Raw genomic sequence first — 24381 nt, forward strand, 5'->3', positions numbered from 1 at the left:
TCCGAGAGGGGGCCACCGGTCGCCCGGGGACCGGCGGGCTCAGTCCCGCTGGTAGCGGGCGAGCACCCGGTTGCCGTCCTCCACCAGCCGCCGTCTCAGCTCGTCGTCACCGATCGCACCGCTGTAGTACTCCTGGAAGGCCGGAGTGGCGACCTTGTCCTTCCACTCCGGGTAGCCGCGCACCGACTGCGCGGGCGCCGGGCGAAGCTGCCGGGCCACCGCCGCGCCCGTGGACCAGCCGAACTCGGGGGTGTGCAGGGCCGGGTCGGCGAGCGCGGTGGTGGAGGTGGGCAGCATCCAGTCGCCGAGCGCGAGGCGGACGGTGTTGCGCGGCTGGAGGAAGAAGTCGAGGAACCGCGCCGCCTCCTCCTTGTGGGGGCTGTCCTCGGCGATGGAGAGGGTCTGCGGGCTGACGCCCTGGGCGAGCCCGCCGGCCCCGGCGGGGGCGGGGAGCACGATCCAGTCGAAGCCCTTGGGGGCCTGCTGGACGATCTGCTGGCGGTACGAGAAGCCCAGCGGGACCATCGCGTACTTGCCCCCGAAGAAGCCGGGCAGGGTGTCGGAGCCGCCGCTGCCGAGGGTGGCCCGGGAGGCGGTGCGGTCGGTGTCGACCATGGCGCGGATGGTGCCGGGCACGACGGCGTCGCCGTCCTCGAAGCGGAGGGTGACCTTTCCGTCGGGCTCCCGGTGGAAGAGCCGGCCGCCGGCCGAGAGGCCCAGGTTGAGCGAGACGGAGACGGGTTCCTTCAGCGGCCAGGCGACGGCGTACCGCCCCTTCCCCATGCGGGCCGTCAGGTCCCGCGCGATGCTCCGGAACTCCTCCCAGGACCAGGGCCGTTCGGCGGTGGGGATACGGACGCCGGCCTGGGTGAGGATCTTCCGGTTCGCCATGATCATGCGCGGTTCCTGGAGGAACGGCACGCCGTGGATCCCGTCGCCGAAGGTGGTGGTCCGCCAGCTGTGCGCGGGGATGTCGGCGCGCAGCCGCTCGGACAGCAGGGGGCGCAGGTCCGCGAGGTAGCCGCCGTAGGCGAAGTCGGCGAGGTCGTCGGAGGCGTCGTGGATGAGGTCGGGCGCCTCGCCGCCCTCGAAGGAGGTGAGCAGCTGGTCGTGGACGGAGTCCCAGCTGCCCTGCACGTAGTCGACCTGGATCCGGGGGTGGGTGGCGTTCCACTCCTTCACCAGGGCCTTGTTGGCGTCGACGGACTCCTTCTGCCAGGCGAGGGACTGGAAGCGGAGCCGGATCACCCCGTCGCCGGCGCGCTCGTCGCCGGAGCCGTCGGCGGTGCAGCCGGTGGCCAGCAGGGCGAGGGCGGCGGCGAGGGCGCCCGCGATCCTCGTCAGACGCCTCATGACTTCACCGCCCCGGCCAGCATGCCGCCGGTGATCCGCCCCTGGATGAGGGCGAAGACGACGAGGGAGGGCAGGGTGGCGAGGAAGGCCGCGGCGGCGAGCGGTCCGAGGTCGGCGACGCCCTCCGCGCCGATGAAGTGGGTGAGGACCACGGGCAGGGTCTGTTTCTCCGGGGTCTTGAGGAGCACGAGCGCGAAGAAGAACTCGTTCCACGCGGTGATGAAGGCGAACAGGGCGGTGGCGACGATGCCGGGGGCGAGCAGCGGGCCGGTGACGGAGACCAGGATCCGCAGCCGCCCGGCGCCGTCGACGGCTGCCGCCTCCTCCAGTTCGGTGGGCACGGCCCGTACGTAGCCGGTGAGCATCCACAGCGCGAAGGGCAGCGACCAGACGACGTACACCGCCACCAGACCGCCGAGGCTGTTGATCAGGTGCAGGTTCTTGAGGATGAGGAAGAGCGGGATGATCAGCAGGACGAAGGGGAAGGCCTGGCTGACCACCACCCAGCCGGTCGCCGCGGTGGTGAGCCGGGAGCGGTGGCGGGCGAGGACGTAGGCCATGGGGGTGGCGACGGCGACCGCCACGAGGGCCGCGGCGAGCGCGGCGAACAGGCTGTTGCCGGCCGCCCTGAGCAGCGGCTGCTCGTCGAAGGCCTGCCGGAAGTTGTCGAGCGTGGGGTCCCGGGGGATCCAGGTGGGGTGCAGCGAGCCCAGTTCGCCGGCGGGCTTGAAGGCGGTGGAGATCAGCCACAGGAACGGGAAGGCGAGGAAGACCAGATACGCGAGGAGTGCCGCGTACTGGCCGGCGCGGGCGGGCCCGCTGGTACGGAAGGCGCTCACCGGTCTCTCCCTCACCGTTCCTCCTTGAGCCGGCCGACGAGATACAGGGCGAGGAGTACGGAGACGACGGCGACGAGCACGCAGCCCATGGCGGCCGCGTAGCCGAACTGGCCGTAGCGGAAGGCCTCCTCGTAGGCGAAGAGCATGGGCAGCCGGGTCCGGCCGCCCGGTCCGCCGGCCGTCAGCACGTACACCAGGGCGAAGGAGTTGAAGTTCCAGATGAAGTTGAGCGCCGTGATGGCCAGGGCGACGGGTCTGAGCGCGGGCCAGGTGACGGTGCGGAAGCGGCGCCAGGCGCCGGCGCCGTCGAGGGCGGCGGCCTCGTGGAGCTCGTGCGGGGTGTTCTGCACGCCCGCGAGCAGGGTGACCGTGGTCTGGGGCATGCCGGCCCACACGCCGACGACGATCACGGCGGGCAGTGCGGTGCCGAGCCCGCTGAGCCAGGCCGTTCCGTCGCCGAGGCCGAGGTCGCGGAGGGTCTCGTTGAGGATGCCGGCGTCGGGGTTGTAGACCAGCCGCCACATGATGCCGACGACGACCTCGGGCATCGCCCAGGGGACGATCGCGAGCGCCCGGGCCAGCCAGCGCAGTCGCAGTCTCTGGTTGAGCAGCAGCGCGAGGCCGAGGGAGAGCAGGAACTGCGGGACGGTGACGCCGACCGCCCACAGCAGGCCGATGCGGAAGGAGTCCCAGAAGAGGGTGTCGTGGAGCAGGTCCTGGAAGTTGAGGGTGCCGACCCAGCGGGTGGCCTGGGTGCGGCCGGACTGGGCGTCGGTGAAGGCGAGCGCGATGCCGTAGAGCAGTGGGCCGACGCTGAGGAGCAGGATCGGCAGCAGCGCGGGGAGGACCAGGAACCAGGCGCCGTGGTCGCGGCCGGGGGGCCGGGCCCCACCGGGGGCGTTGCGACTCGCGGACCGCTTCGGTGCGGTCACCACACTCACAGTCCGACCCCCCGCGACCGGTTTGCGACCTTGTCTGGGACTCGGTCATCGTCCTGACGTGCCGTCGGTTCGTCAAGGCGACCTGCACGGATGCGAGACTTTGGCGAAATCGCACTGCTCTTGGGGAGAGAACGATGGACGAGGCGCGGGCACGGGAGATCCTGGCCGCCGCGGGACTGCGGGCGGCCGACGCGGCTCTGCTGGCGCTGGGCGAGAACGCGGTCTTCGCCCTCGGCGACCTGGTGGTCAAGGTCGGCCGGGACGCCGAGCTGCTGCCGCGCGCCGAGCGGGAGATCGCCCTGGCCGGCTGGCTGGAGGCGGCCGGCATCCCCGCCGTACGGGCCGCGGAGGCCAAGCCGCTGATGGCGCTGGGGCACCCGGTGACCCTGTGGCACCGGCTGCCCGGGGCCGTGCGGCCCGCCGAGCCCCGCGACCTCGCCCCGCTGCTCCGCGCCGTGCACGCCCTGCCCGAGCCGGCGGGACTCGCCCTGCCGCGCCGTGAGCTGCTCGGCGGCGTGGAGCGCTGGCTGCGGCTCGCGGGCGACGCGATCGATCCGGCCGACGCGGCCTTCCTGCGCGAGCGGCGCGACTCCTTCGCCCCGGCCGCGGCCCGGCTCACCCCGCATCTGCCGCCGGGCCCGATCCACGGCGACGCGCTCCCCCGCAATGTCCATGTGGGCCCCGAAGGACCGGTCCTGGTGGACCTGGAGACCTTCTCCTCCGACCTGCGCGAGCACGATCTGGTGGTGCTCGCCCTGTCCCGGGACCGCTACGGCCTCGACGCGGCCGCCTACGACGCCTTCACCGCGGCCTACGGCTGGGACGTGCGCGAGTGGGAGGGCTGTGCGGTGCTGCGCGGGGCGCGGGAGACCGCGAGCTGTGCCTGGGTGGCCCAGCACGCGCCGGCCGACCCGAAGGCGCTGGCCGAGTTCGAGCGGCGGGTGGCCTCGCTGCGGGACGGCGACCCCGAGGTGCGCTGGTATCCCTTCTGACGGCACCGGGACCTGACATCATGATCCCTTCGGGAACGGACCTTCTGGAACGGGGTGTTGTCATGCGGATGGAGCTGTCCGACGTCACGCTGGACGTCGAGGTGAGCGGTGAGGGACCGGTCGTGCTGCTGCTGCACGGCTTCCCGGACTCGCACCGGCTGTGGCGGCACCAGATCCCGGCCCTGAACGCCGCCGGCTACCGGACCGTCGCCCCGACCCTGCGCGGCTTCGGCGGCTCGGACCGGCCGGAGGGCGGTCCTGAGGCGTACCACCCGGCGAAGCACGCGGGCGACGTGCTGGAGCTGCTCGCCCGGCTGGAGGTCGACCGCTTCCATCTGGTCGGGCACGACTGGGGCTCCGGAATCGGGCAGGGCATCGCCCAGGTCATGCCGGAGCGGGTGACGAGCCTGACGGTGATGTCGGTGGGCAACCTGGCGGCGATCTTCGGCGCGGGCGACTGGGAACAGCGCCAGCGGCTCTGGCACCTGACGATGTTCCAGCACGAGGGGCTCGCCGAGGCGTGGCTGTCCCGGGACGACTTCGCGAATCTGCGGGCTATGCTCGCCGAGCACGGGGATCTGGCAGAGGTCCTTGAGCGGCTGCGCGCGCCGGGCGCCCTGACCGCCGCGCTGAGCATCTACCGGGCCGGGCTGCCGATCGAGGTCCAGCTGGCCGAGCCGCCGGCGACGCCTCCGCTGGGCGTCCCCGTCATGGGCGTCTGGTCCACCGGCGACCGCTTCCTCATGGAGCGCCAGATGACCGCCACCGCCGAGCATGTGAGCGGGCCCTGGCGCTACGAGCGCGTCGAGGACGCCGGCCACTGGCTCCAGCTGGACCAGCCGGAGAAGGTGAACGAGCTGCTGCTGTCGTTCCTGAAGGACAACGGCTAGGACAACGGCTAGGAGCGCGGCCGGGAAGGCACCGGCACGGGACCGCGCACCGGCCAGACCGGGTCGACGACCGCGTCCGGGTCGCCCTTGCGGCGCAGGAAGGACTGGAAGTCCTCGGCCCACTCGCGATACCAGCCGATCTGGCGCTCGTGCAGCTCGGCCGGGTCGAGGGCGGCGACCGAGGCGTGGCGCCCGGCTATCGCGACGGCCACCCGGACCGCGGCGAGCGCGTCGGCCGCGGCCTGGTGGGCCCGGTCGAGCACCACTCCGTACTCGGCGCAGACCGCTTCCAGGGTGCGCTTGCCGCGCCGGTAGCGGTCGACGGCGCGGTCGATGGTGTACGGGTCGATGACCGGGCCTATGCCCACCCCGCCGAGCCGCTCGCTCAGCGAGGGCAGTCCGTGGCGGTGCAGCTCGGCCGAGAGCAGGGTCAGGTCGAAGGAGGCGTTGTACGCCACGACCGGGACACCGCCCTCCCAGTACGCGGTGAGCGTGGTGGCGATCTCGTCGGCCACCTCGCGCACCGGGCGGCCCTCGGCGGCGGCCCGCTCGCTGCTGATGCCGTGGATCGCGGAGGCCTGCGCCGGGATGCGGACGCCGGGGTCGGCGAGCCAGTCGTGCTGTCTGACCACCCGTCCGTCGTGGACGCCGACGATCGAGGCCGTGACGATGCGGGCCTCCAGCGGGTCCGTACCGGTCGTCTCCAGGTCAAAGCCGGCCAGCTCTTCCCCGTACCAAGCCATCGGGTCCTCCTTCACTGATCTCCCCCGTGGTGATGCACACCCTCGCACGCGGCACTGACAATTCGGCCGCGGGCGTCAGGAGACCGGCCGGGAATCGAGCCAGATCGACTCGAACTCCTCCCGGTATGTCGCGAAAAGTCCGTGTTCCGCGTCACGGTCGTGCTGCCCGGCGCGCACCACGTTCCGGCCACCGCCCCGGAGCACCAGGACGGGTGCCTCCATCCCGCGCGCCTTGCGGAGGTAGGACTGGACGACCCCGACCCCGTCGGGGCCGTCGCCGTCGACCAGGTAGGCGGTGAAGCGCGGGGTCTCGTCGAAGACGTGGATCTGGAAGGCCCCCGGGTCGCGCAGCCGGGAGCGGACCCGGCGCATGTGCAGGATGTTCATCTCGACCGAGCGGCTGAGCTCGCCCTTCTTCAGGCCGAGTTCCCGCTCGCGCCGCTTGACCGCGCTGCTGGCCGGGTTGAGGAAGAGCAGCCGTATGCGGCAGCCGGACTCGGCGAGCCGGACCATGCGCCGTCCGGAGAAGTTCTGCACGAGCAGATTGAGGCCTATGCCCGTGGCGTCCAGCCGCCGGGCCCCGCCGAACAGGTCCTCGGCCGGCAGCTGCCGCTGCAGCCTGACCCGGTCGGGATGCACGGACACCACGTCCGCGTAGCGGTCGCCCACCAGGTCCTCGACGGCGTCCACCGGCAGCCGGTCGGCCGAGGGCACCCCCGCCCCGCTCCCCAGGATCTCCAGGAGCCGGGCGGAGGCCCGTTCGGACTGGGCGAGGACGGTCAGCGACAGGGCCCGGTTGCGGGAGACGACGTTGCGCGTCACCTCCAGCTCGTCCAGCGCGAGTTCGACCTCGCGCCGGTCGTCGAAGTAGGGCTCGAAGCAGGGCCAGTGCTGCACCATCAGCTCCCGCAGCTGCGGAAGGGTGAGGAAGCTGAGCACGTTGTCGTCGGCCGGGTCGAGCAGATAGCCCTTGCGCCGCGAGACCTCGCGCACCGCCACCGCCCGCTGGACCCACTCCTGGCCGGCCGGGCCGGCGGCGGCCACCACCCACTCCTCGCCGTGCACCGGCTCGTACACCGGCCGCAGCACGGCCGCGACGACGGCCCGCAGCCGCTGCTCGACGAGATTCAGCCAGATGTAGGCGCGGCCGGCCCGCTGGGCCCGGGTGCGCACCTCGCTCCACGCCTCCGCGCCCCAGTCGAGCTCGGCCCCGATCTCCACCGGCCGGGCGACGGACACCGCGCCGGGCGGCGCCTCCGCGGGCTCGGCCGGTCCGCCGTCGTGACCCGCCTCGCCTGGGGGCAGCTCCAGACCTCCCGAGCTCACCCACGCACCGCCTTCTGCTCCCGGACACCCGTTCCGGCCGACTGGACCACCATCTGACAATGATCGACAACGATCAAGGAAGGGTACTCCGGGAGCGGGAGGCGATGCAGCAGGATCGACCTGCCCGTTGCTCAACTACCGTCGCGCGGAGCTCCGTTCTGCCCGGCGAGATCGGCCGGAGTGAGCGGATTCATAGCGGTTACGTCCCTGGGCGCGAGCTGGAATCCCTGCCAGTGGACGGGCATCGGCTGCTGGTCCTCGTCCCGGGCGACGTGGTGGAACCCGATGTTGACCCAGACCGCCGGATTCTTCAGCGTCTCCCCGTTGACCCACTTGTCCACGCTGTCCGGGGCGCCCTGACCGCAGTTCAGGATGTTGTTGCTGGCGAACTGCTCGCAGGCCCGCGCCTGGGTGAAGTAGACGTCGTGCCGGGTGAAGGGGCGGCCGGCGTAGGTGTTGGTGTGGCCGGGCACGATCTCGTACGAGCGCGGGTGGCCGTCCTTGTTCTTGCCGGTCTCGCTCACCACCCGCCACCAGCGCATGTTCTTCGCGTCGCCGGCGAGCTCCTTGGTGACGGTGGTGCGGGTGGTCTTGACGGTCGGGCTGCCGCCCCGGGCGGGCGGGGTGACCTTGGAGTCGTACTGCTCGATCCGGCCCTTGGAGCTGCCGTCCAGGCCGAAGTCCAGCTTCCAGAAGACGTTGTGGGCGTGGCTGGTGGCGTAGTCGCGGGCGCCCTTGCCGATGGGCCAGCCGCGGCCGTCGGTGGCGTTGTAGTCGACCGGGGAGAGGCTGCCGGTGGCGCCGACGTTGGCACCGATGGTGCCGTCGGAGGAGAACCGCCACTCGGAGATGTACTCGTACCAGCCGACCTTGTTGACGGTGTAGACGAGCAGGTCCTTGCCCTGGGCGGCCCAGACCTTGCCGCCCTCGTCGGCGGCCATGCGGTAGGCGTGGCCGCGGGCCCGGGTGGTGGTGCACAGGCCGTTGACCTTGCCCACGTCGGGCACCTTCACCGAGGTGATGGTGCCGCCGGGGCACTCGCCGGGCTTCAGGCCCTGCAGGCCCCAGCCGAAGCCGGCGCCGGTGAGGTCGTCGTACTCGGCGTTGCCGTCGTCGTACGGGACGTGGATCTGGGCGAGCTTGGCGCTGTTCAGCACCCGGATGGGGGCGCGCTCGCCGGGCGGCTGGTAGGTCACCTTGTCCAGGACGAGCCCGGAGTCGGTGGAGTAGCGCCAGCACATGCGCCAGACGGTGCCGCCGTCGAGCTTCTGCTCGATGCGGTACGCGGCGGAGCAGTCGGCCGGCGGCGGGGCGGGGGCGGCCGGGGCGGCGCTGACGGGCGTGGCGCCGGTCAGGGCGACGGTGCCGAGCAGGGCGCCGGCGGCGAGGACGGTGCCCGACGTGCGGGCATGCCGAAGTCGCGAAGAGGACATGGGTTTCGTACTCCCTCGGTACGGACGTGCGGGGTGGGCCGCGGCGGTGGTCAGCCGACGCGGGTGACGGACCCGGCGCTGAGGTCGACGATCAGGTTGCGGGTGTCGATCCAGGAGCCGTTGAGCACCTTGGTGACGAGCCGGACGCACCGGTGTTCGCCGCACTTCGCGAGGCTCTCGGGGACGTCCTTCTCGCGGTAGGTGCGGTAGACGTCGCCGTTGAACCAGAGCTGCTCGGTGGAGGTGAGCTCCTTGCCGGTGGCGTCCTTGTAGTCCTCCTTGACGCCCTTGCCGAGCGGGCTGTCCAGGATCAGCCGCAGCGCCGCCCGCAGCTCCTCGGGGTGGGCGGAGGGCTGCACCCCGCGCTGGGCGCCGGACTGCTCGACCTTGCCGGTGTCGAGGTTGACGGTGCGGGTCAGCAGAGTGTCGCTCTTGTAGTCGTAGAAGCGGACCTGGGCGCGGCGCGGGCCGCCGGACGGCGCGCCGGGCGGCGGGTCGGCGAGCTCGGTGGCGAGGTGCTGGGGGCCGCGGCCGCCCTCGGCGTTCCTCTGCGCCGAGGCGGCCGGCGGGGTCAGCGCCAGGGCCTCGGCCCGCTTCAGCTCGTCGTCGGTGAGCGGGTCGGTGCCGATGCCCTTCTCGCCCTCGGGCGGGGCGGAGGCCAGGGTGGCGGGGCCGGGCGGCGGGCCGCCGGCCGAGGGCTCGCCCGGGGTGCCGGGCGCGGCGGCCCGTCCCGTGCCGCCGGAGGAGGCGCCGGGGGCCTCGTCGGCTCCGGCGCTGCCGGGCACGGCCACGGCGACGGCGACGGCCGTCCCGGTGACGGCCATGGCGGCGCCCGCCACCACCTTCCCCAGGTGACGGCGCACTATTTCGTACACACTTCCCCCCATATGTTCACGTTTTCCCCCTATAGAGCGATGGTCACCCGGTAGGACGGGTCGAAGTCCTAGGAGGTTGCCCCACTTTCGGGCAGGATCTGGCCGAAGCAGGACCCTTGCCCGCGGATCGGAAATGGAAGAGTTTCTCTATGCAGGTCTGGCCGGGACAGGCGTACCCCTTGGGCGCCACCTACGACGGTGCGGGTACCAACTTCGCGGTCTTCTCGGAGGCCGCCGACAGGATCGAGCTGTGTCTGCTCCACGACGACGGCTCGGAGACGGCGGTGGAGCTGCGCGAGACCGACGCGTTCGTGCGGCACGCCTATCTGCCGGGCGTGATGCCCGGTCAGCGCTACGGCTTCCGGGTGCACGGGCCGTACGCGCCGGAGCGCGGGCTGCGCTGCAACGCGTCGAAGCTGCTGCTCGACCCGTACGCGCGTGCGGTGTCGGGCTCGGTGGAGTGGGGCGAGGCGGTGTACGGCTACCACTTCGGTCGGCCGGACTCGCGCAACGACCTGGACTCGGCGCCGCACACGATGTCCTCGGTCGTGGTCAACCCGTACTTCGACTGGGGCGACGACCGGCGTCCGCGCACCGAGTACCACCACACGGTGATCTACGAGGCCCATGTGAAGGGCCTGACGATGCTCCACCCGGACCTGCCGGAGGAGCTGCGCGGCACCTACGCGGGCCTCGCGCATCCGGCGGTGATCGGGCATCTGAAGGAACTGGGCGTCACGGCTCTGGAGTTGATGCCGGTCCACCAGTTCGTCAACGACCACCGGCTGGCGGACGCGGGGCTCGCGAACTACTGGGGCTACAACACGATCGGTTTCTTCGCCCCGCACAACGCCTACGCGTCCTGGGGCGACCGGGGCCAGCAGGTCCTGGAGTTCAAGTCGGCGGTGCGGGCGCTGCACCGGGCCGGCATCGAGGTGATCCTCGACGTGGTCTACAACCACACCGCCGAGGGCAACCACCTGGGCCCGACGCTCTCCTTCCGGGGCCTGGACAACCCCTCGTACTACCGGCTGACCGACGACCCGCGCTACTACATGGACACCACCGGCACCGGGAACTCGCTGCTGATGCGGTCCCCGCACGTGCTTCAGATGATCATGGACAGTCTGCGGTACTGGGTGACCGAGATGCACGTGGACGGCTTCCGCTTCGACCTGGCGGCCACGCTCGCCCGCCAGTTCCACGAGGTGGACCGGCTGTCGTCGTTCTTCGACCTGGTCCAGCAGGACCCGGTGGTCAGCCAGGTCAAGCTGATCGCCGAGCCGTGGGACCTCGGCGAGGGCGGCTACCAGGTGGGCAACTTCCCGCCGCAGTGGGCCGAGTGGAACGGCATGTACCGGGACTGTGTGCGGGACCTCTGGCGCGGTGAGCCGCGCACGCTCGCCGAGTTCGCCTCGCGGCTGACCGGCTCCTCGGACCTCTACCAGGACGACGGGCGGCGCCCGCTGGCCTCGGTGAACTTCGTGACCTGCCACGACGGCTTCACGCTGCGCGACCTCGTGTCCTACAACGAGAAGCACAACGAGGCCAACGGGGAGGGCAACCGGGACGGCGAGAGCCACAACCGCTCCTGGAACTGCGGAGCCGAGGGCGACACGGACGACATCGGGATCATCGAGCTGAGGGCCCGCCAGATGCGGAACTTCCTCGCCACCCTGATGCTGTCGCAGGGCGTGCCGATGCTCAGCCACGGGGACGAGTTCGGGCGCACCCAGGGCGGCAACAACAACGCCTACTGTCAGGACAGCGAGATCTCCTGGGTGCGATGGCCGAAGGCCGGCGGCGAGCCGGAGGCCACGCTCCTGAGGTTCACCCGGGCGATGGTGCGGCTGCGCCGGGAGCACCCGGTCTTCCGGCGCCGCCGCTTCTTCCACGGGCGGCCGGTGGAGGGCACCCACGACGAGCTGACCGACATCGCCTGGTTCACCCCGCAGGGCGAGGAGATGACCGCCCGCGACTGGCAGGCCGCGCACGCCAAGGCGCTGACGGTCTTCCTCAACGGCAACGCGATCTCCGAGCCCGGTCCGCAGGGCGAGCGGATCTCGGACGACTCCTTCCTGCTGATGTTCAACGCCTCGTCGCAGGAGCTGGAGTTCGAGGTCCCGGACAGCCACGGCGAGGGCTGGAAGGTCGTCGTGGACACCTCCCACCCGGAGGGCATCCCACCGGAGGAGGGCCCGCGGGTGACGGCGGGCGAGCGGGTGACGCTCGCTCCGCTCACGCTGACGGTGCTGCGGCGGCCGGCCTGACCCGGTCGTCCGCGGCAGCCGTCTTGACCCGGACGGTCCAGGACAGCACGGCGCACGCCACGGCCGCCCCGGCCGCCACCCCGAAGGCGGCCGGGGCGCCGTGCGTGTCGGCGAGCCGGCCCGACACGGCGAGCGCGAGGGCCTGTCCGCCGACGATGCCGCTGGTGAGGAAGGCCATGGACTCGGCGAGCCGGGCGGGCGGCACGGTCCGCTCGGTGAGGCCGAAGACGGTGATGAGGTGCGGGGCGTAGGCGACGCCGAGGACCACGACGCCCGCGTACAGCCACCCCAGGCCGTCGACGAGGACCAGCGGCGCGGCGAGCACGACGAGCGCGGCGGTCGAGGCCCGCCAGCGGGTGGCCAGGCCGATCCGGTCGGGCACGGCGGCCATCGCGAACCCGGCGGCGGCGCTCGTCACGCCCATGGCGGCGTAGACGAGGCCGGCCTGGTCGGGCGCGCCGAGGCGTTCGGTGAGGGCGGTGATCCCCGCCTGCGAGGCACCGAACATGGCGCCCTGGAGGACCATCGTGACCCGCAGGGCGTACGTGGAGGCGGGCAGCCTGGTCCGTTCGGCGGCACTCGTACGGGTGGCCTTGCGGACGCTCACCGACCGGGCGGTCGGGTGCAGCGCGAACGCGGTGCCGCAGCTCGCGAGGAGCGCGGCGGCGGTCAGCAGGGCCGCCGCGGGGTGGGCGACGGCGGCGGCGAGGCCGACCAGGGCGGGGCCGAGCACGAAGGAGATCTCGTCGAGGGTGCCCTCGAAGGACAGGACGGTGGCCACGGCCCGGTCGTCGGCGCCGCCGGCCCGGGCCAGCCGCACCGAGCGGGTCCGGGCGAGCGGGCCGATCTGCGGGACGGTCGCCCCGGCGAGGGCGCCGAGCAGCATCAGCAGTCCGGTGGGTGCCCGGCCCAGCGCGGCGAGGACCAGGGCGGTGACGGCGACGGCGTTGGCGAGGGACGCGGCGAGGACCACCGGACGCTGGCCGCACCGGTCCGCGAGCCGTCCGACGAGCGGCCCGGCCACGGTCTGGCCGGCCGCGAGCGCGCCGCCCGCGAGACCGGCCGTGGTGAGGGAGCCGCTGGTCTCGGCGACCAGGAGGAGACTGCCGAGCTGGCACATCGCGGTCGGCAGCCGGCCGAGGAAGGAGACCACCGGCAGGGCCGGCCCGAGCAGGGACAGCGTGTCGCGATACATCCGGAGCATCACGCGAACGTAACGCGATGCACACGAACGGGCGCATGGGGCGATGACACAGAAGCCTCCGCGCGGGGTACGTACGTTCGCATGACGTCCTCTTCGCCGGGCTCCTCCTCTGAGCGGACGCTGCCCACCGCCACCTACCGGCTCCAGATCCAGCCGGAGTTCCCGTTCGCCGCCGCCGAGGGGGCCGTGCCCCACCTCGCCGCGCTGGGGGTCTCGCACCTCCATCTGTCCCCCGTCCTGGAGGCGGTCCCCGGCTCCACCCACGGCTACGACGTGACCGACCACCGGTCCGTACGGGCCGAGCTGGGCGGCGAGAGCGGCCTGCGGGCGCTCGCCGCCACCGCACGGGCACACGGGCTCGGCCTGGTGGTCGACCTGGTGCCCAACCACATGGCGGCCTCGCCGCGGCACAACCACGCCCTGCGGGAGGTGCTGCGGGAGGGCCCCGACTCGCCGTACGCCCGCTGGTTCGACATCGACTGGACGGCGGGCGGCGGGCGGATGCTCCTGCCGGTGCTGCCCGGCCGGCTCTCCGAGGTGCGGGACCGGATGCGGGTCACCGAGGGCGTGCTCACCCTGGACGGGCAGGAGTTCCCGCTCCGCGCGGGCACGGAGGAGCTGCCGCTCGACGAGCTGCTCGACGCCCAGTGGTACCGGCTCGCCTGGTGGCGACTGGCCCGCACCGAGCTCAACTACCGCCGCTTCTTCACCATCTCGGACCTCATCGGGGTCCGCGTCGAGGACCCGGAGGTCTTCGAAGCCACCCACACCAAGATCCTGGAGCTGGTGCGGGACGGGGTCGTCGAGGGCCTGCGGATCGACCATCCGGACGGGCTCGCCGACCCGGAGGGCTATCTGGAGCGGCTGGCCGAGGCGACCGGCGGGCGGTGCTGGACGGTGGTGGAGAAGATCCTCACCGGCACCGAGACGCTGCCCGCCTCCTGGCCGGTGGCCGGCACCACCGGCTACGACGCCCTGCGGTACGTGGACGGACTGTTCACCGACCCGGTCGGCGCCGACGAGCTCGCCGACGTCTACCGGGAGTTCGCCGGACGGGCCGGCGACCGGGGCGGCTACTGGGAGGCGACCGCCCGCCGCGCCGCGTACAAGGTGGTCACCCATGAGCTCGCCGCCGAGACCGCCGCGCTGACCCGGATCGCGGAACGGATCTGCGCCGCCGACCCCGGCCTGCGCGACCACGCGCCCTGGGCGCTGCACACGGCGGTGCGCGAACTGCTCGTCCGGGTGCCGGTGTACCGGCCGTACCGGACCGGCGGGGAGTACGTGCTCACCCCGGAGGCGGCGCGCGGCGCGAAGGCCGCGTTCGCCGTGCCGGAGGAGGCGACGGCGGTGGACGTGGTCCGCGACCTCGCGCTCGGACTGCGCGGCGACGGGCCGCAGCACCAGGCGTTCCGGGCCCGGTTCGCGCAGACCGCCTCCGCGCTGCGGGCCAAGTCCGTGGAGGACACCGCCTTCTACCGGTACACGCCGCTGCTGTCGGCGAACGAGGTGGGCGGCGAACCGGGAAGGCCGGCGGTCGCGCCCGACGAGTTCCACGCCTTCTGCGCCCGGCTCGCCCGGGACTGGCCCGGCACCGGAACGGTCCTGACCACCCACGACACCAAGCGGAGCGCGGACGTACGGGCCGGGATCGCGGTCCTCTCCCAGTGCCCGCAGCGCTGGGCGGAGCTCCTCGACGAGGTCGCCGGGGTGCCCGCGCCCGATCCGCACCTGGCGTGGACGGCGTGGCAGACCGCGTTCGGCCTCGGCGCCCCGGACGCGGCGCGGCTCGGGCCCGCCGTCCTGAAGTCCGTACGGGAGGCGGGCCTGCACACCAGCTGGACCGAGCAGGACGCCGGCTATGAACGGGCCGTGGCCGAGTTCGTGGCGGCGGGGCCCGGCCGCATCCCGCTGCGGACGGCCTCCGAGGCCGCCTTCGCCCTGGAACCGCACATCCGCTCCCACGTGCTGGGCGCCGCCCTCGTACAGCTGACGATGCCGGGCGTGCCGGAGCTGTACCAGAACACCGAACGGGAGTACCGCGCGCTGGTCGACCCGGACAACCGGGCGCCGTTCGCGACCGGCCCGGACGACGACAAGACGGCCGTGGTCCGCGCGGCCCTGCGGCTGCGCCGGGCCTACCCGGAGTTCTTCGGTCCGCTCAGCGGCTACGCCCCGCTGACCGCGACCGGGCCGGCGGCCCCGCACTGCCTGGCCTTCACCCGCGCGGACCGGGTGCTGACCGCCGTGACGCGGCTGTCGCTGCGGCTCGCGGAGGCAGGCGGCTGGCAGGACACGTCGCTGCGGCTCCCGGAGGGCCGGTGGACCGATCTCCTGGACGGGATCAGGGAGTTCAGCGGCGGACCGGACACTCCGGTGAAGCTCGCGGAGCTCTTCGACACACGGCCGGTGGCGCTGCTCGTGCGGGGTTAGGCCCCTGCGGAGGAGGGGACTGAGTGGGGCGAGGAGAGCGACGGGACTACGCCAAGTGAGTTCGGTGGAGAAGGAAGCCCCGTCATGGCCTCGCCCCGGCACGACCGTAACAGTCAGGCGGGGATCACGTCACGCAGGTTCTGCGGGGTGATCACGCACGAGCCCGGGGCCAGACCGTCGGGGCGCTCCAGACCGATGGAGGTGACCGGTTCCGGTCCGCGCGGCAGGGTCCGGCCGTCCCACAGCGTGGTCCGGGACCCTCCCTCCGTCATCAGGTCGATCAGATACCGGAGGGTCAGCGGGGTCCGGGCGACCAGGTCGCGGACCAGTGCCGCGACCGTCACCCGGTTGTCCTCGGCCCTGTACTGCAGCGGGCCGGTCTTGATGTGCAGATGCAGCCAGCGGGCCTGCCAGCGGCCCTCGTCGTCCCGCTGGAAGACGAGCGGCATCGCGACCCGGCCGGGCCCGCGCAGCTCCGACTTCATCCGCACCGTGCGCGGCTCGTACGGGCGGCCCTGCTGGTCGGCGGAGCGCAGCATGAAGCCGAAGAACGATTCCTTCACCTCGTCGAAGGCCTCCCCCTGGTAGACGATCACCTGGGGGACGACGAAGCTGCCGGGCAGCTCGGCCAGCCGCACGTCGATGAACTCCGAGGCGCCGTGCGGGGCTTCGGTCACATCGCCGGAGTGCGTGCCGCCGACCGTGCTGAGGTTGGTGTACGAGAGCCAGTGGAGGGTGTCGTAGGCGTCGTCCAGGATGAGCGCGGACAGATCGTGGTCGGTCTCGCGGCGGGCCTGCTTCCAGTACGTGAAGAAGCGCAGCAGTTCGCCCTCGACCGGCGACACGGAGCCGCGCGGCAGGGTGCCGAAGCCGGCCGCGCTCGCCCAGCCGCTCAGCGGCAGGGCGACGTCGAGCACGTCGGGGTCGACGAGCAGCCGGTCCGGGACGGGCAGACGGCGCCGGATCTCGGCGTCGAGCAGTGCGACGAGCCGGTCGCGGACGGCGGGCGGCAGCGGGGCGCGGGTGTCGTCGGCGATCCAGGCCTTGCCCCGCGGGTTGACGAAGACACGGCGCGGTGCGTCCTGCCGGGCCCCGGCGGCATCCGGCTCGGCGTCCTCCGGCAGGTCGGCGTCCCGCGGCAGCTCGGCGTCCTGCCGCTCGGCCTGGGCCGTGCGGTTCTGGAGGTGCTCGCGCAGGGAGAGCACCACCCGACCGGAGACGCGGGGCGCGGCCCGCTCGGCGGCGGCCAGGACGGCCTCGAGTTCCTTGTCGTCCCCGGCGGTGCGCAGCAGGCGGTCCAGGGAGCGGATCAGCAGGCCGGGCGCGGCGGCGGCCAGGAGTCCGGCCGCCCCGCCGACCTCGCCCCGGCGGAGCAGTTCCTCCGCCCGGCCGGCGAGCGTCGGCGCCTTCCGCTCGCCCCGGGCGACGGCGAACACCTCGGCGGCGTGCGGCCATTGCGGGTACTCGTGCGGGTGCAGCCGCTCCCCGAGCCGCTTCCACGCCTCGCGGTGGGCGGCCACGTCGGCGAGCTTGGCCGGATGCGCGGCGACGACCGCGTCGAGGCCCGCGAGGAGGGCACGGCGGTGGGGACGGGACGGCGTGCGGAACCGGGTGCGCTGCCGCAGCGTGACGTCGCCGTCCGACAGGGCGCAGGCGAGCCGCAGGACGTCGGTGACCGTGTCCAGGAGGAGGCCGCGACCGGCGCGGAGCCGGGCCCGGTTGACGACCGCGCGGCTCTCGCGGACCGGGATCGCCTCCGGCTGGGGCCCGTCCGCGCGGTGCTCGGCGAGCACGGCCAGGTCGGACAGGGCCTCCGGGCCGAGCGGGGTGACGCTGCCGGCGAGGGCCAGGTAGAGAGCGGTGACCTCCTCGTCCAGGGGCGCGCCGAGGTGCAGCACGGTGACGCGGTCACCGGCCGAGGCGATCAGCTCGTCATGGGCGGCGGCCATCTCCTCGTACGTGTGCTGATAGCGGCCGTACGTCGGCAGGGTCAGCAGGTTCACCGATCCGGCGCGCAGCTGGGCGAGCGTCCGGGCGCGGGTCGCGTCGTCGGCGGACAGGGCCTGCGCGACGCAGTCGGTCCAGAAGTCGGCGGTGTCGGGAACGCCGACGGGGAACCGGGCGAAGTAGGGGTTGTGCCGGACGTGTGCGCCGACCAGCTCGCGGACGGCGTCCAGGGTGCGGGTGGCGGTCGCGACGACCGTCTCCTCGGCCCGTCCGGACAGCTCGGCGAGGAGCCCGGCCGAGAGCTTGAACCCGACGGACATCAGTGCGACGTCGAACTGCCGTGTCGCGGCGGCCCCTTGACCGGAGGGTCCGCTAGGGGCGGGGATCCGGAGGGTGCGCTGGACGACCAGACGTTCGAGGGCGGGAAGCATGCGCGCATGATCCCAGGCGCTCGCGTCCGGACGCACACCGATTTCACTCTCGCTTTCGCTTCTCCTCACGCATAGGTCCGCCGTCAGCGGTTACCCGCACAGGAGGCGAGAACAGGCGGAGAAGGGAGAGCGACATGTCCGAACGGTGGCGGCGCGACGACAGGACGGGGCGGACCGCGGTGCCTCCGGTCGGCCCGTGGCGGACGACGGGACATCGCGTGCACGGCGATCTCGAGGTGCCCATCGAGGTCGTGTTCTCCTACGACCCGGCCGACCCCTGGGCGGTCCGCGCCAGCTTCGGCCAGCTCGGCGGGGCGGTGGACTGGACGCTCTCCCGCGAGCTGCTGCACTGCGGCATCCGGACGGCATGCGGGGTCGGTGACGTCCAGCTGTGGCCGCTGCGGCGCGGCGGCCGCCAGGGACGGCTGCGGATCCGCCTCGGTGGTACGGGAGTCCCGGTTCTGGTCGACGTCGACCGCTCCGAGCTGCGCACCTGGCTCTCCGCCACCTTCCACGCCGTCCCGGCCGGCACCGAGTCGTCACGCATCGACTGGGCGGCCGAGGCGGAGCACATCGGCCCGGGGCTCGCGCCGGAGTCCGGCGCGGAGCAGTAGGCACGGGAGAAACCGAACCACCCGTGAGGTGCGGTGGGCGCCTCACGGGTGGACCCCTCAGCCGCCGGGGCGGACCACCAGGCTGCGGGGGGCGCGGGTGATGAGGCCGGTGCGTTCGGGGTGGAAGCCGTCGGCGAGGCGGAGCCGGGGCATGGTGGCGAAGAGGGCGCGCAGGGCGTATTCCGCCTCCAGGGCGGCGAGGGTGACGGCGGGGCAGTAGCCGGAGCCGTACGTGAGCTGACCCGGGTCGTCGCGCAGGAAGTCGTGGCGGTCGGGGTCGCGGAAGCGCTCGGGGTCGCGGCCCGCGGCACCGATGAGGAGGGCGACGGGGGCGCCGGACGGGATCGTGCCGCCGCTGACCTCGACCTCGCCGCGGGTGCGGCGCACGACGATCTGCACCGGCGGCTCGCGCCGCAGGGACTCGGTCCAGGCGCGGGCGACGAGGCCGGAAGGGGCGTCGCGGAGGGCGACGACCAGGTCGGGGTCGGTGAGGACGTCGGCGAGGAAGCCGGCCAGGGCCTTCTCCCGTACGGCGATCTGGCCGGTGCACTGACCGGCGAGCGCGGACGCGGCACGGCCACGGACGAGCCGCATCATGTCCCGGTAGGGGACGCCGATGGCGGCGGCGACCGTGCCCGCGGGCAGCCAGTGGCAGAAGTCGGCGACCAGGTCGGCCTGGCGGCGGTCGGCGATCCGGCGGGCGAGGACGAACGCGGTGCGTTCGGCGACCGCCCGCAGCTCGCCCTCGTCGACGTCGGTGTGGGTCTCGGCGCAGGGCGGGTCTCCGGGCCGGTGACCGTGGGCGAAGCGGGCGTCGGTGAGGGCGCCGGCCACGTCGGCGTACCGGCTGAGCACCCAGGCCCGCAGCAGCGGGTCGTGGGTCAGCGGGAACTCCTCGCGCAGCACCCGGTAGGTGCGGTACGGGTCGCGGCTGGTGCCCGGTTCCAGGGGACTGGGGGCGACCCGGCGGGCCGTGCGTTCCGTCGCGGCGGTGGCGGCCGGGCTTTCGGCGGAGGCCATGGCGGGCAGGACGGCCCAGTGGTCCCGCCAGGGTGCGCGGTGGGAGGCGGGGCGCGGTGCGCGTCGGGGATCGGGGTGCGGTGCGGGCTTGTGGTCGTCGCTCATCTGGCCCCCTCGTCGGTCAGCGGCGTGCGTCCCCTCAGCCCACCACCGGGAAGCGCAGGTCGCAGCAGGTATACCGCCGAACGGGTGAATTCGAGGGTTCAGGCAGGCCTCAGGGGCGCGGAAGCCTCGGGGACGCGGAGGCCTCAGAGGCACGGAGGTCTCAGGGGCGCCAGGCTGCCGGGTCCGGGTGCCCGCGTCAGTTCAGGGACAGCCGGAACGCCATCTGACCGAAGCCCACCGCGTCCCCGGCCCGTACCACCACCGCGCCCGTGACCCGGCGGCCGTTGACCGTCGTGCCGTTGGTGGAGCCGAGGTCCCGCAGCACCCACATGCCGCCCTGGAGGAAGAGCTCCGCGTGCAGCCGGGAGACGGTCTCGTGGCTGAGCCGCAGGCCGTTCACCGGGTCGCGCCCGATCCGCAGGGGATGCGGCCCGGGCTGCGGCAGGAGCAGTTTCGGCAGCCGCTCGGCCTGCCAGGCCCGCCCCAGCCGCGCCGTGAACGCGGACATCTTCTCGACCGCGCCCACCACCTTGCGGGTCCACGTCGACTCGGTCGCGAGATCGGCGGTGAGCAGCGCGAGTTCGTCGGAGCGACGGGCGACGAGCGCCCGCTCCATCCGGAAGAGGAACGTGTCGTGCGACAGACGTCCCTGCGCGGCGCCCTCGCGCAGCACCGCGAGCGCGCGCTCCCGCTCGGCGTCGGTCAGCCGAGGGGCGTCCGGCGGGCCCGCCGGGAGCTCGAATGGGGTCGTCACATCCAGGATTGTCGGCCGGGAGGGCCCGGGGTGTCCAGAAGGGCCCCCGGCGACCCTGACAACCCTGACCGTCCCGGCGGCGGCCCGCGGGGGAACTCCCGTGCCCCGTCCCGGTGATCGCTGCTACGGTCGGCCGTCTATTCGACTACCCGGGGGAACCCTTACATGACGCTTGACCCTGCGCCGCTCGTCGTCCGGCCGCTCACCGGACCGCAGGAGCTCGATCTCTTCAACCGCCTCGACTACGTGCTCGACCACGAGCTCGCCGACGACCTCGCGACCGGCCGCCGCCTCCCGGAGTGGCTGTGGGTGGCGCTCCGCGGTGACCGTCTGGTCGGCCGCATCGGCTGGTGGACCGGTCGGCCCGGCGCCGAGCCACAGGCGCTGGACTTCTTCGACCTGGATCCGGAACTGCCGTCGGAGGAGGCCGCCGAGGTCGGTCGCCGTCTCCTGGACAGCGCGACCGCCGCCGTCCTGCGGGACGGCGCGCGGCCGGAGTTCGGGCGGTTCATGCCGGCGGACTGGCGCGAGGTGCCGGAGACCCGCGAGCGGCTGGAGACGCTGTTCGGAATCCTGGAGGGCTCGGGCGCCCGCCCGCTCGTGGAGCGGCTGCGGCTGGAGTGGCGGCCGGGCACGCCCGTCGCCGAGCCGGGCGACCGTCTGGTCTTCCGCCCGGTGAGGGACCGCGAGGACCTGGTCGCGCTGATGACCCCGGTGATGGAGGGCACCCTGGACGCCCACGGGCAGGCCGACCTGAAGTCCGGTCTGTCCGCGCGCGAGGCGGCCGAGCTGCACTACGACGACGAGCTCGCGCACTACACCACGCCCCGCGACTGGTGGCGGATCGCCGAGCTGGCGGACACCGGGGAGCCGGTCGGCTTCGTCGTGCCCGCGCGGAACAACTACCACCCGATCATCGCGTACGTCGGCGTCCTGCCCGCCCACCGCGGCCGGGGCTACATCGACGAGATCCTCGCCGAGGGCACCCGTGTCCTCGCCGCGCAGGACGTGCCGCGGATCCGGGCGGCGACCGACGTCGGCAACGTGCCGATGGCGAAGGCCTTCGGCCGGGCCGGTTACGTCACCTTCGAGCGGGCGATCAACTTCGTCTGGGACGCGCCGGGCATGTCGGGCGACTGACTGTCAGGATGGTCCCGTAGCCGTGGAACCAGGCGCGCGGATATCGGATCCATGAGCTCGGATCCGAAATATTGGATCCGAAGTACTGGATCCGGGATATTGGATCCAGAAGGTTGGATCCGGATGGCTGGGTCCAGAAGATCGGATCCGATATCCGCGCGCCCTCGACGAGGGGACCGTCGCGTGCTGTTCGAAGTGTGGGCGCCGCACGCCCGTGACCGGGTGACGCTGGAGCTCGACGGCGCCCGCCACCCGCTGGAGCGGGACGCCGAGCGCCCGGGCTGGTGGACCGGGACCGCCCCCGCCGCCGACGGCGACCGCTACGGCTTCGCCCTCGACGACGGCCCCCTGCTGCCCGATCCCCGGGCCCGTCGCCTCCCCGACGGCCCGGACGGTCTCGCCGCGGTCGTCGACCACGACACGTACGCCTGGCGCAACGACACCCCGAGGCTGCGGCTGCGCAGCGGCGTCCTGTACGAGCTGCACATCGGCACCTTCACCCCCGAGGGCACCCTCGACGCGGCGGCGGAGCGCCTCGGGGAGCTCGCGGGCCTCGGCATCACCCATGTGGAGCTGATGCCGCTGTGCCCGTTCCCGGGGGTGCACGGCTGGGGTTACGACGGGGTCGCGCCGTGGGCGGTGCACGAGCCGTACGGCGGCCCGGAGGCGCTCAAGCGGTTCGTGGACACCGCGCACGGCCTCGGGCTCGGGGTGATCCTGGACGTGGTGCACAACCACCTCGGCCCGTCCGGGAATTACCTGCCGTCCTTCGGCCCGTACTTCACCGACACCCACCACACGCCGTGGGGCGCCGCCGTGAACCTGGACGCGCCCGGTTCGGACGAGGTGCGGGCGTACTTCATCGGCAGCGCGCTCGCCTGGCTGCGCGACTACCGCGTCGACGGCCTGCGCCTCGACGCCGTGCACGCGCTGGCCGACACCCGCGCGCTGACCTTCCTGGAGGAGCTGTCGGCGGCCGTCGACGAGCTGGCGAAGGAGCAGGGGCGGCAGCACTTCCTGATCGCCGAGTCCGACCAGGGCGACCCGCGCACCACCACCCCGCGCTCGACCGGGGGCCTCGGCATCCACGCCCAGTGGAACGATGACTTCCACCACGCCCTGCACACCGCGCTGACCGGCGAGTCCCAGGGCTACTACGCGGACTTCGCGCGCGCCCCGATGGCCGCGCTCGCCAAGACCCTCACCCGGGTCTTCTTCCACGACGGCACCTACTCCTCCTTCCGCGGCCGCCACCACGGCCGCCCCGTCGACCGCGAGCGCACCCCCGCCCACCGTTTCCTCGGCTACGCGCAGACCCACGACCAGATCGGCAATCGGGCGACCGGGGACCGGCTTTCGGCCACGCTCTCCCCCGGTCTTCTCGCCTGTGCGGCAACCCTGGTCCTGACCGGTCCCTCCGTGCCGATGCTCTTCATGGGCGAGGAGTGGGGCGCCGGCACGCCCTGGATGTACTTCACCGACCACACCGATCCCGAGCTCGCCGAGGCCGTACGACGCGGCCGGCGCAGGGAGTTCGCCGCCCACGGCTGGGCCGAGGAGGACGTCCCCGACCCCCAGGAACCGGCCACCCGCGACCGCTCCGTCCTGGACCGCACCGAACGCGCCCGCGACCCGCACAAGCGCCTGCTGGCCTGGCACCGCGAGCTCATCGCCCTCCGTCGCAGCCAGCCCGACCTCACCGACCCGGACCTCGCCGGCGTGAAGGTCGCCTATGACGAGGAGGCCCGCTGGCTGGTCTTCCGCCGCGGCGACATCAGGGTCGCGGTGAACCTCGGCAAGGAGCCCGCCGCCATCCCCCTGGGCTCCAACGGCCACGACCGCGTCCTCGCCGCCTGGGCCCCCACCGATCCCCCGGCCCCGGACGGCCTCCTCCACCTCCCCGCGGAGTCCGCGATCGTCCTCACGGACGGCTGACCACGGTTCAGGTCGCGCCGGAGGCCCCGGAGGCGCCCTCAGCGGCTCACCGGGGTCTCCCGCTCGACCCGTGACAGCTTCTCGGGGTTGCGCACGGCGTAGAGGCCGCTGATGAGGCCGTCGTCGATGCGCAGCGCCAGGACGGTGTCGATCCTGCCGTCGAGCCGGAGGATCAGCGCCGGATGGCCATTGACCTGTGCCGGCCGCAGCGTCGCCGCGGCGCCGAACCTCGCCAGCCCGGCGACCAGGGCGGCCACCTCGCCGGCGCCCACGACGGGCGACAGCACGGCCTGTACGACTCCGCCACCGTCGCCCAGCAGGACGACGTCCGGCGCGAGGATGTCGAGCAGCCCTTGCAGATCGCCCGTTTCGACCGCCCGCCGGAAGGCGTCGAGCGCGTCGCGGGCCTCCGCCGGGGAAACGGCACCGCGCGGTCGGCGCGCCGCGACGTGCGCCCGCGCGCGGTGGGCGATCTGGCGGACCGCGGCCGGATTCCTGCCGACGGCCTCCGCGATCTCGTCGTACTCCAGATCGAACACCTCGCGCAGCACGAACACCGCCCGCTCGGTCGGGCCGAGTGTCTCCAGCACCAGGAGCATGGCCATCGAGACGCTGTCCGCCAGCTCGACGTCCTCGGCGACATCGGGCGCGGTGAGCAGCGGCTCGGGCAACCAGGGGCCGACGTAGGACTCCTTGCGCCGGCGGAGCGTGCGCAGCCGCTGCAGCGCCTGGCGCGTGGTGATCCGGACGAGGAACGCACGCGGATCGCGCACGGTGTCGAAATCCACGCCCGCCCACCGCAGCCAGGTCTCCTGCAGGACGTCCTCCGCGTCGGCGGCCGAGCCGAGCATCTCGTAGGCGACGGTGAACAGCAGGTTGCGGTGGGCGACGAACCCCTCGGTGGCGGAGTCCGTCCGGCCGCCGCCGGCAGGCGGCTCGGCCGTGTCCCTCGTCCCCTCGCCGCTCTCGCTCATGGCCGACTCCCCTCGGTTCGCTCCCGACCGTTCCCCACGCGGAACACACACGAGATGCCGGTGGCCACCGCTCTGTGACATCCCGTCCCGGTGGCGCACGTCACACCGCCGTCGCTGTCACACGGCCCGGGGCACCGGCATCTCGTGTTCGTCAGGACGCCG

Annotated in this window: 19 protein-coding genes; 7 read left to right on the top strand and 12 right to left on the bottom strand. The window is 73.2% G+C overall.

The annotated features are described in order from the left end of the window. Window positions 1–39: 39 nt before the first annotated feature. From ACFY7C_RS07340 to ACFY7C_RS07350, 3 genes are read right to left on the bottom strand one after another with little or no spacing between them, the layout of a single operon-like run. Window positions 40–1353 (bottom strand): ABC transporter substrate-binding protein, encoded by a 1314-nt coding sequence (locus ACFY7C_RS07340; protein WP_389645055.1) that lies wholly within the window; start codon window positions 1351–1353, stop codon window positions 40–42. Next, window positions 1350–2192, bottom strand: a complete 843-nt coding sequence (locus tag ACFY7C_RS07345) for a carbohydrate ABC transporter permease (protein ID WP_389645058.1) — start codon at window positions 2190–2192, stop codon at window positions 1350–1352. The genes ACFY7C_RS07340 and ACFY7C_RS07345 overlap by 4 nt, the downstream gene beginning before the upstream one ends. Before the next feature lie 11 nt (window positions 2193–2203). Further along, window positions 2204–3127 (bottom strand): carbohydrate ABC transporter permease, encoded by a 924-nt coding sequence (locus tag ACFY7C_RS07350; protein ID WP_389646048.1) that lies wholly within the window; start codon window positions 3125–3127, stop codon window positions 2204–2206. Window positions 3128–3267: 140 nt separating this feature from the next. Here ACFY7C_RS07350 and ACFY7C_RS07355 point away from each other — a divergent pair, with 140 nt between their 5' ends. Together ACFY7C_RS07355 and ACFY7C_RS07360 are read left to right on the top strand one after the other, a co-directional pair. Further along, window positions 3268–4125, top strand: coding sequence for an aminoglycoside phosphotransferase family protein (locus tag ACFY7C_RS07355; protein ID WP_389645060.1), 858 nt, complete (start codon window positions 3268–3270; stop codon window positions 4123–4125). A 62-nt stretch (window positions 4126–4187) separates the two neighbouring features. Next, on the top strand, window positions 4188–5015 hold the full coding sequence (locus tag ACFY7C_RS07360; protein WP_389645062.1) for an alpha/beta fold hydrolase: 828 nt from the start codon (window positions 4188–4190) through the stop codon (window positions 5013–5015). An 8-nt stretch (window positions 5016–5023) separates the two neighbouring features. On the opposite strand, the gene ACFY7C_RS07365 is transcribed toward ACFY7C_RS07360, so the two are convergent. The 4 genes from ACFY7C_RS07365 to ACFY7C_RS07380 all read right to left on the bottom strand — a co-directional run bounded on the left by ACFY7C_RS07365 (window position 5024) and on the right by ACFY7C_RS07380 (window position 9341). After that, window positions 5024–5758, bottom strand: a complete 735-nt coding sequence (locus ACFY7C_RS07365; protein WP_389645065.1) for a 3'-5' exonuclease — start codon at window positions 5756–5758, stop codon at window positions 5024–5026. Window positions 5759–5833: 75 nt separating this feature from the next. Next, window positions 5834–7084 (bottom strand): SAV2148 family HEPN domain-containing protein, encoded by a 1251-nt coding sequence (locus tag ACFY7C_RS07370; protein ID WP_389645068.1) that lies wholly within the window; start codon window positions 7082–7084, stop codon window positions 5834–5836. A 131-nt stretch (window positions 7085–7215) separates the two neighbouring features. Then, the gene (locus tag ACFY7C_RS07375; protein WP_389645071.1) at window positions 7216–8517 is read right to left on the bottom strand and encodes a copper amine oxidase; all 1302 of its coding nucleotides are present in this window, start codon (window positions 8515–8517) and stop codon (window positions 7216–7218) included. Window positions 8518–8567: 50 nt separating this feature from the next. Further along, the gene (locus tag ACFY7C_RS07380) at window positions 8568–9341 is read right to left on the bottom strand and encodes a Tat pathway signal sequence domain protein (protein ID WP_389646051.1); all 774 of its coding nucleotides are present in this window, start codon (window positions 9339–9341) and stop codon (window positions 8568–8570) included. Between the two features lie 200 nt (window positions 9342–9541). On the opposite strand from ACFY7C_RS07380, the gene glgX reads away from it, so the two are divergent. Continuing rightward, window positions 9542–11662 (top strand): glycogen debranching protein GlgX, encoded by a 2121-nt coding sequence (glgX, locus tag ACFY7C_RS07385; protein WP_389645074.1) that lies wholly within the window; start codon window positions 9542–9544, stop codon window positions 11660–11662. Here the strand turns inward: glgX and ACFY7C_RS07390 are convergent. Next, the gene (locus ACFY7C_RS07390) at window positions 11631–12857 is read right to left on the bottom strand and encodes an MFS transporter (RefSeq protein ID WP_389646054.1); all 1227 of its coding nucleotides are present in this window, start codon (window positions 12855–12857) and stop codon (window positions 11631–11633) included. The genes glgX and ACFY7C_RS07390 overlap by 32 nt on opposite strands. A 90-nt stretch (window positions 12858–12947) precedes the next feature. On the opposite strand from ACFY7C_RS07390, the gene treY reads away from it, so the two are divergent. Then, on the top strand, window positions 12948–15299 hold the full coding sequence (treY, locus tag ACFY7C_RS07395) for a malto-oligosyltrehalose synthase (RefSeq protein ID WP_389645076.1): 2352 nt from the start codon (window positions 12948–12950) through the stop codon (window positions 15297–15299). A gap of 113 nt (window positions 15300–15412) precedes the next feature. On the opposite strand, the gene ACFY7C_RS07400 is transcribed toward treY, so the two are convergent. Continuing rightward, the gene (locus tag ACFY7C_RS07400) at window positions 15413–17677 is read right to left on the bottom strand and encodes a hypothetical protein (protein WP_389645080.1); all 2265 of its coding nucleotides are present in this window, start codon (window positions 17675–17677) and stop codon (window positions 15413–15415) included. Window positions 17678–17811: 134 nt separating this feature from the next. Here ACFY7C_RS07400 and ACFY7C_RS07405 point away from each other — a divergent pair, with 134 nt between their 5' ends. Beyond that, entirely contained in the window at window positions 17812–18291 is a 480-nt protein-coding gene (locus tag ACFY7C_RS07405; protein WP_389645083.1) for an SsgA family sporulation/cell division regulator, read from the top strand. Between the two features lie 57 nt (window positions 18292–18348). Here ACFY7C_RS07405 and ACFY7C_RS07410 read toward each other — a convergent pair whose 3' ends face one another. Together ACFY7C_RS07410 and ACFY7C_RS07415 are read right to left on the bottom strand one after the other, a co-directional pair. Further along, complete coding sequence (locus ACFY7C_RS07410) at window positions 18349–19416, bottom strand: cytochrome P450 (protein WP_389645086.1); 1068 nt, start codon at window positions 19414–19416, stop codon at window positions 18349–18351. Window positions 19417–19612: 196 nt separating this feature from the next. Beyond that, complete coding sequence (locus ACFY7C_RS07415; RefSeq protein WP_389645088.1) at window positions 19613–20170, bottom strand: FHA domain-containing protein; 558 nt, start codon at window positions 20168–20170, stop codon at window positions 19613–19615. 165 nt (window positions 20171–20335) lie between these two features. Here ACFY7C_RS07415 and ACFY7C_RS07420 point away from each other — a divergent pair, with 165 nt between their 5' ends. After that, window positions 20336–21310 (top strand): GNAT family N-acetyltransferase, encoded by a 975-nt coding sequence (locus ACFY7C_RS07420; protein WP_389645091.1) that lies wholly within the window; start codon window positions 20336–20338, stop codon window positions 21308–21310. A gap of 183 nt (window positions 21311–21493) precedes the next feature. Continuing rightward, window positions 21494–23245, top strand: coding sequence for a malto-oligosyltrehalose trehalohydrolase (treZ, locus tag ACFY7C_RS07425; RefSeq protein ID WP_389645094.1), 1752 nt, complete (start codon window positions 21494–21496; stop codon window positions 23243–23245). Window positions 23246–23283: 38 nt separating this feature from the next. Here treZ and ACFY7C_RS07430 read toward each other — a convergent pair whose 3' ends face one another. Then, a complete protein-coding gene (locus ACFY7C_RS07430; protein ID WP_389645097.1) occupies window positions 23284–24219 on the bottom strand; it encodes an RNA polymerase sigma-70 factor in 936 nt (311 codons plus the stop codon). Window positions 24220–24381 lie beyond the last annotated feature (162 nt).

Source organism: Streptomyces sp. NPDC012769, assembly GCF_042901205.1.
Taxonomy (GTDB): Bacteria; Actinomycetota; Actinomycetes; order Streptomycetales; family Streptomycetaceae; genus Streptomyces.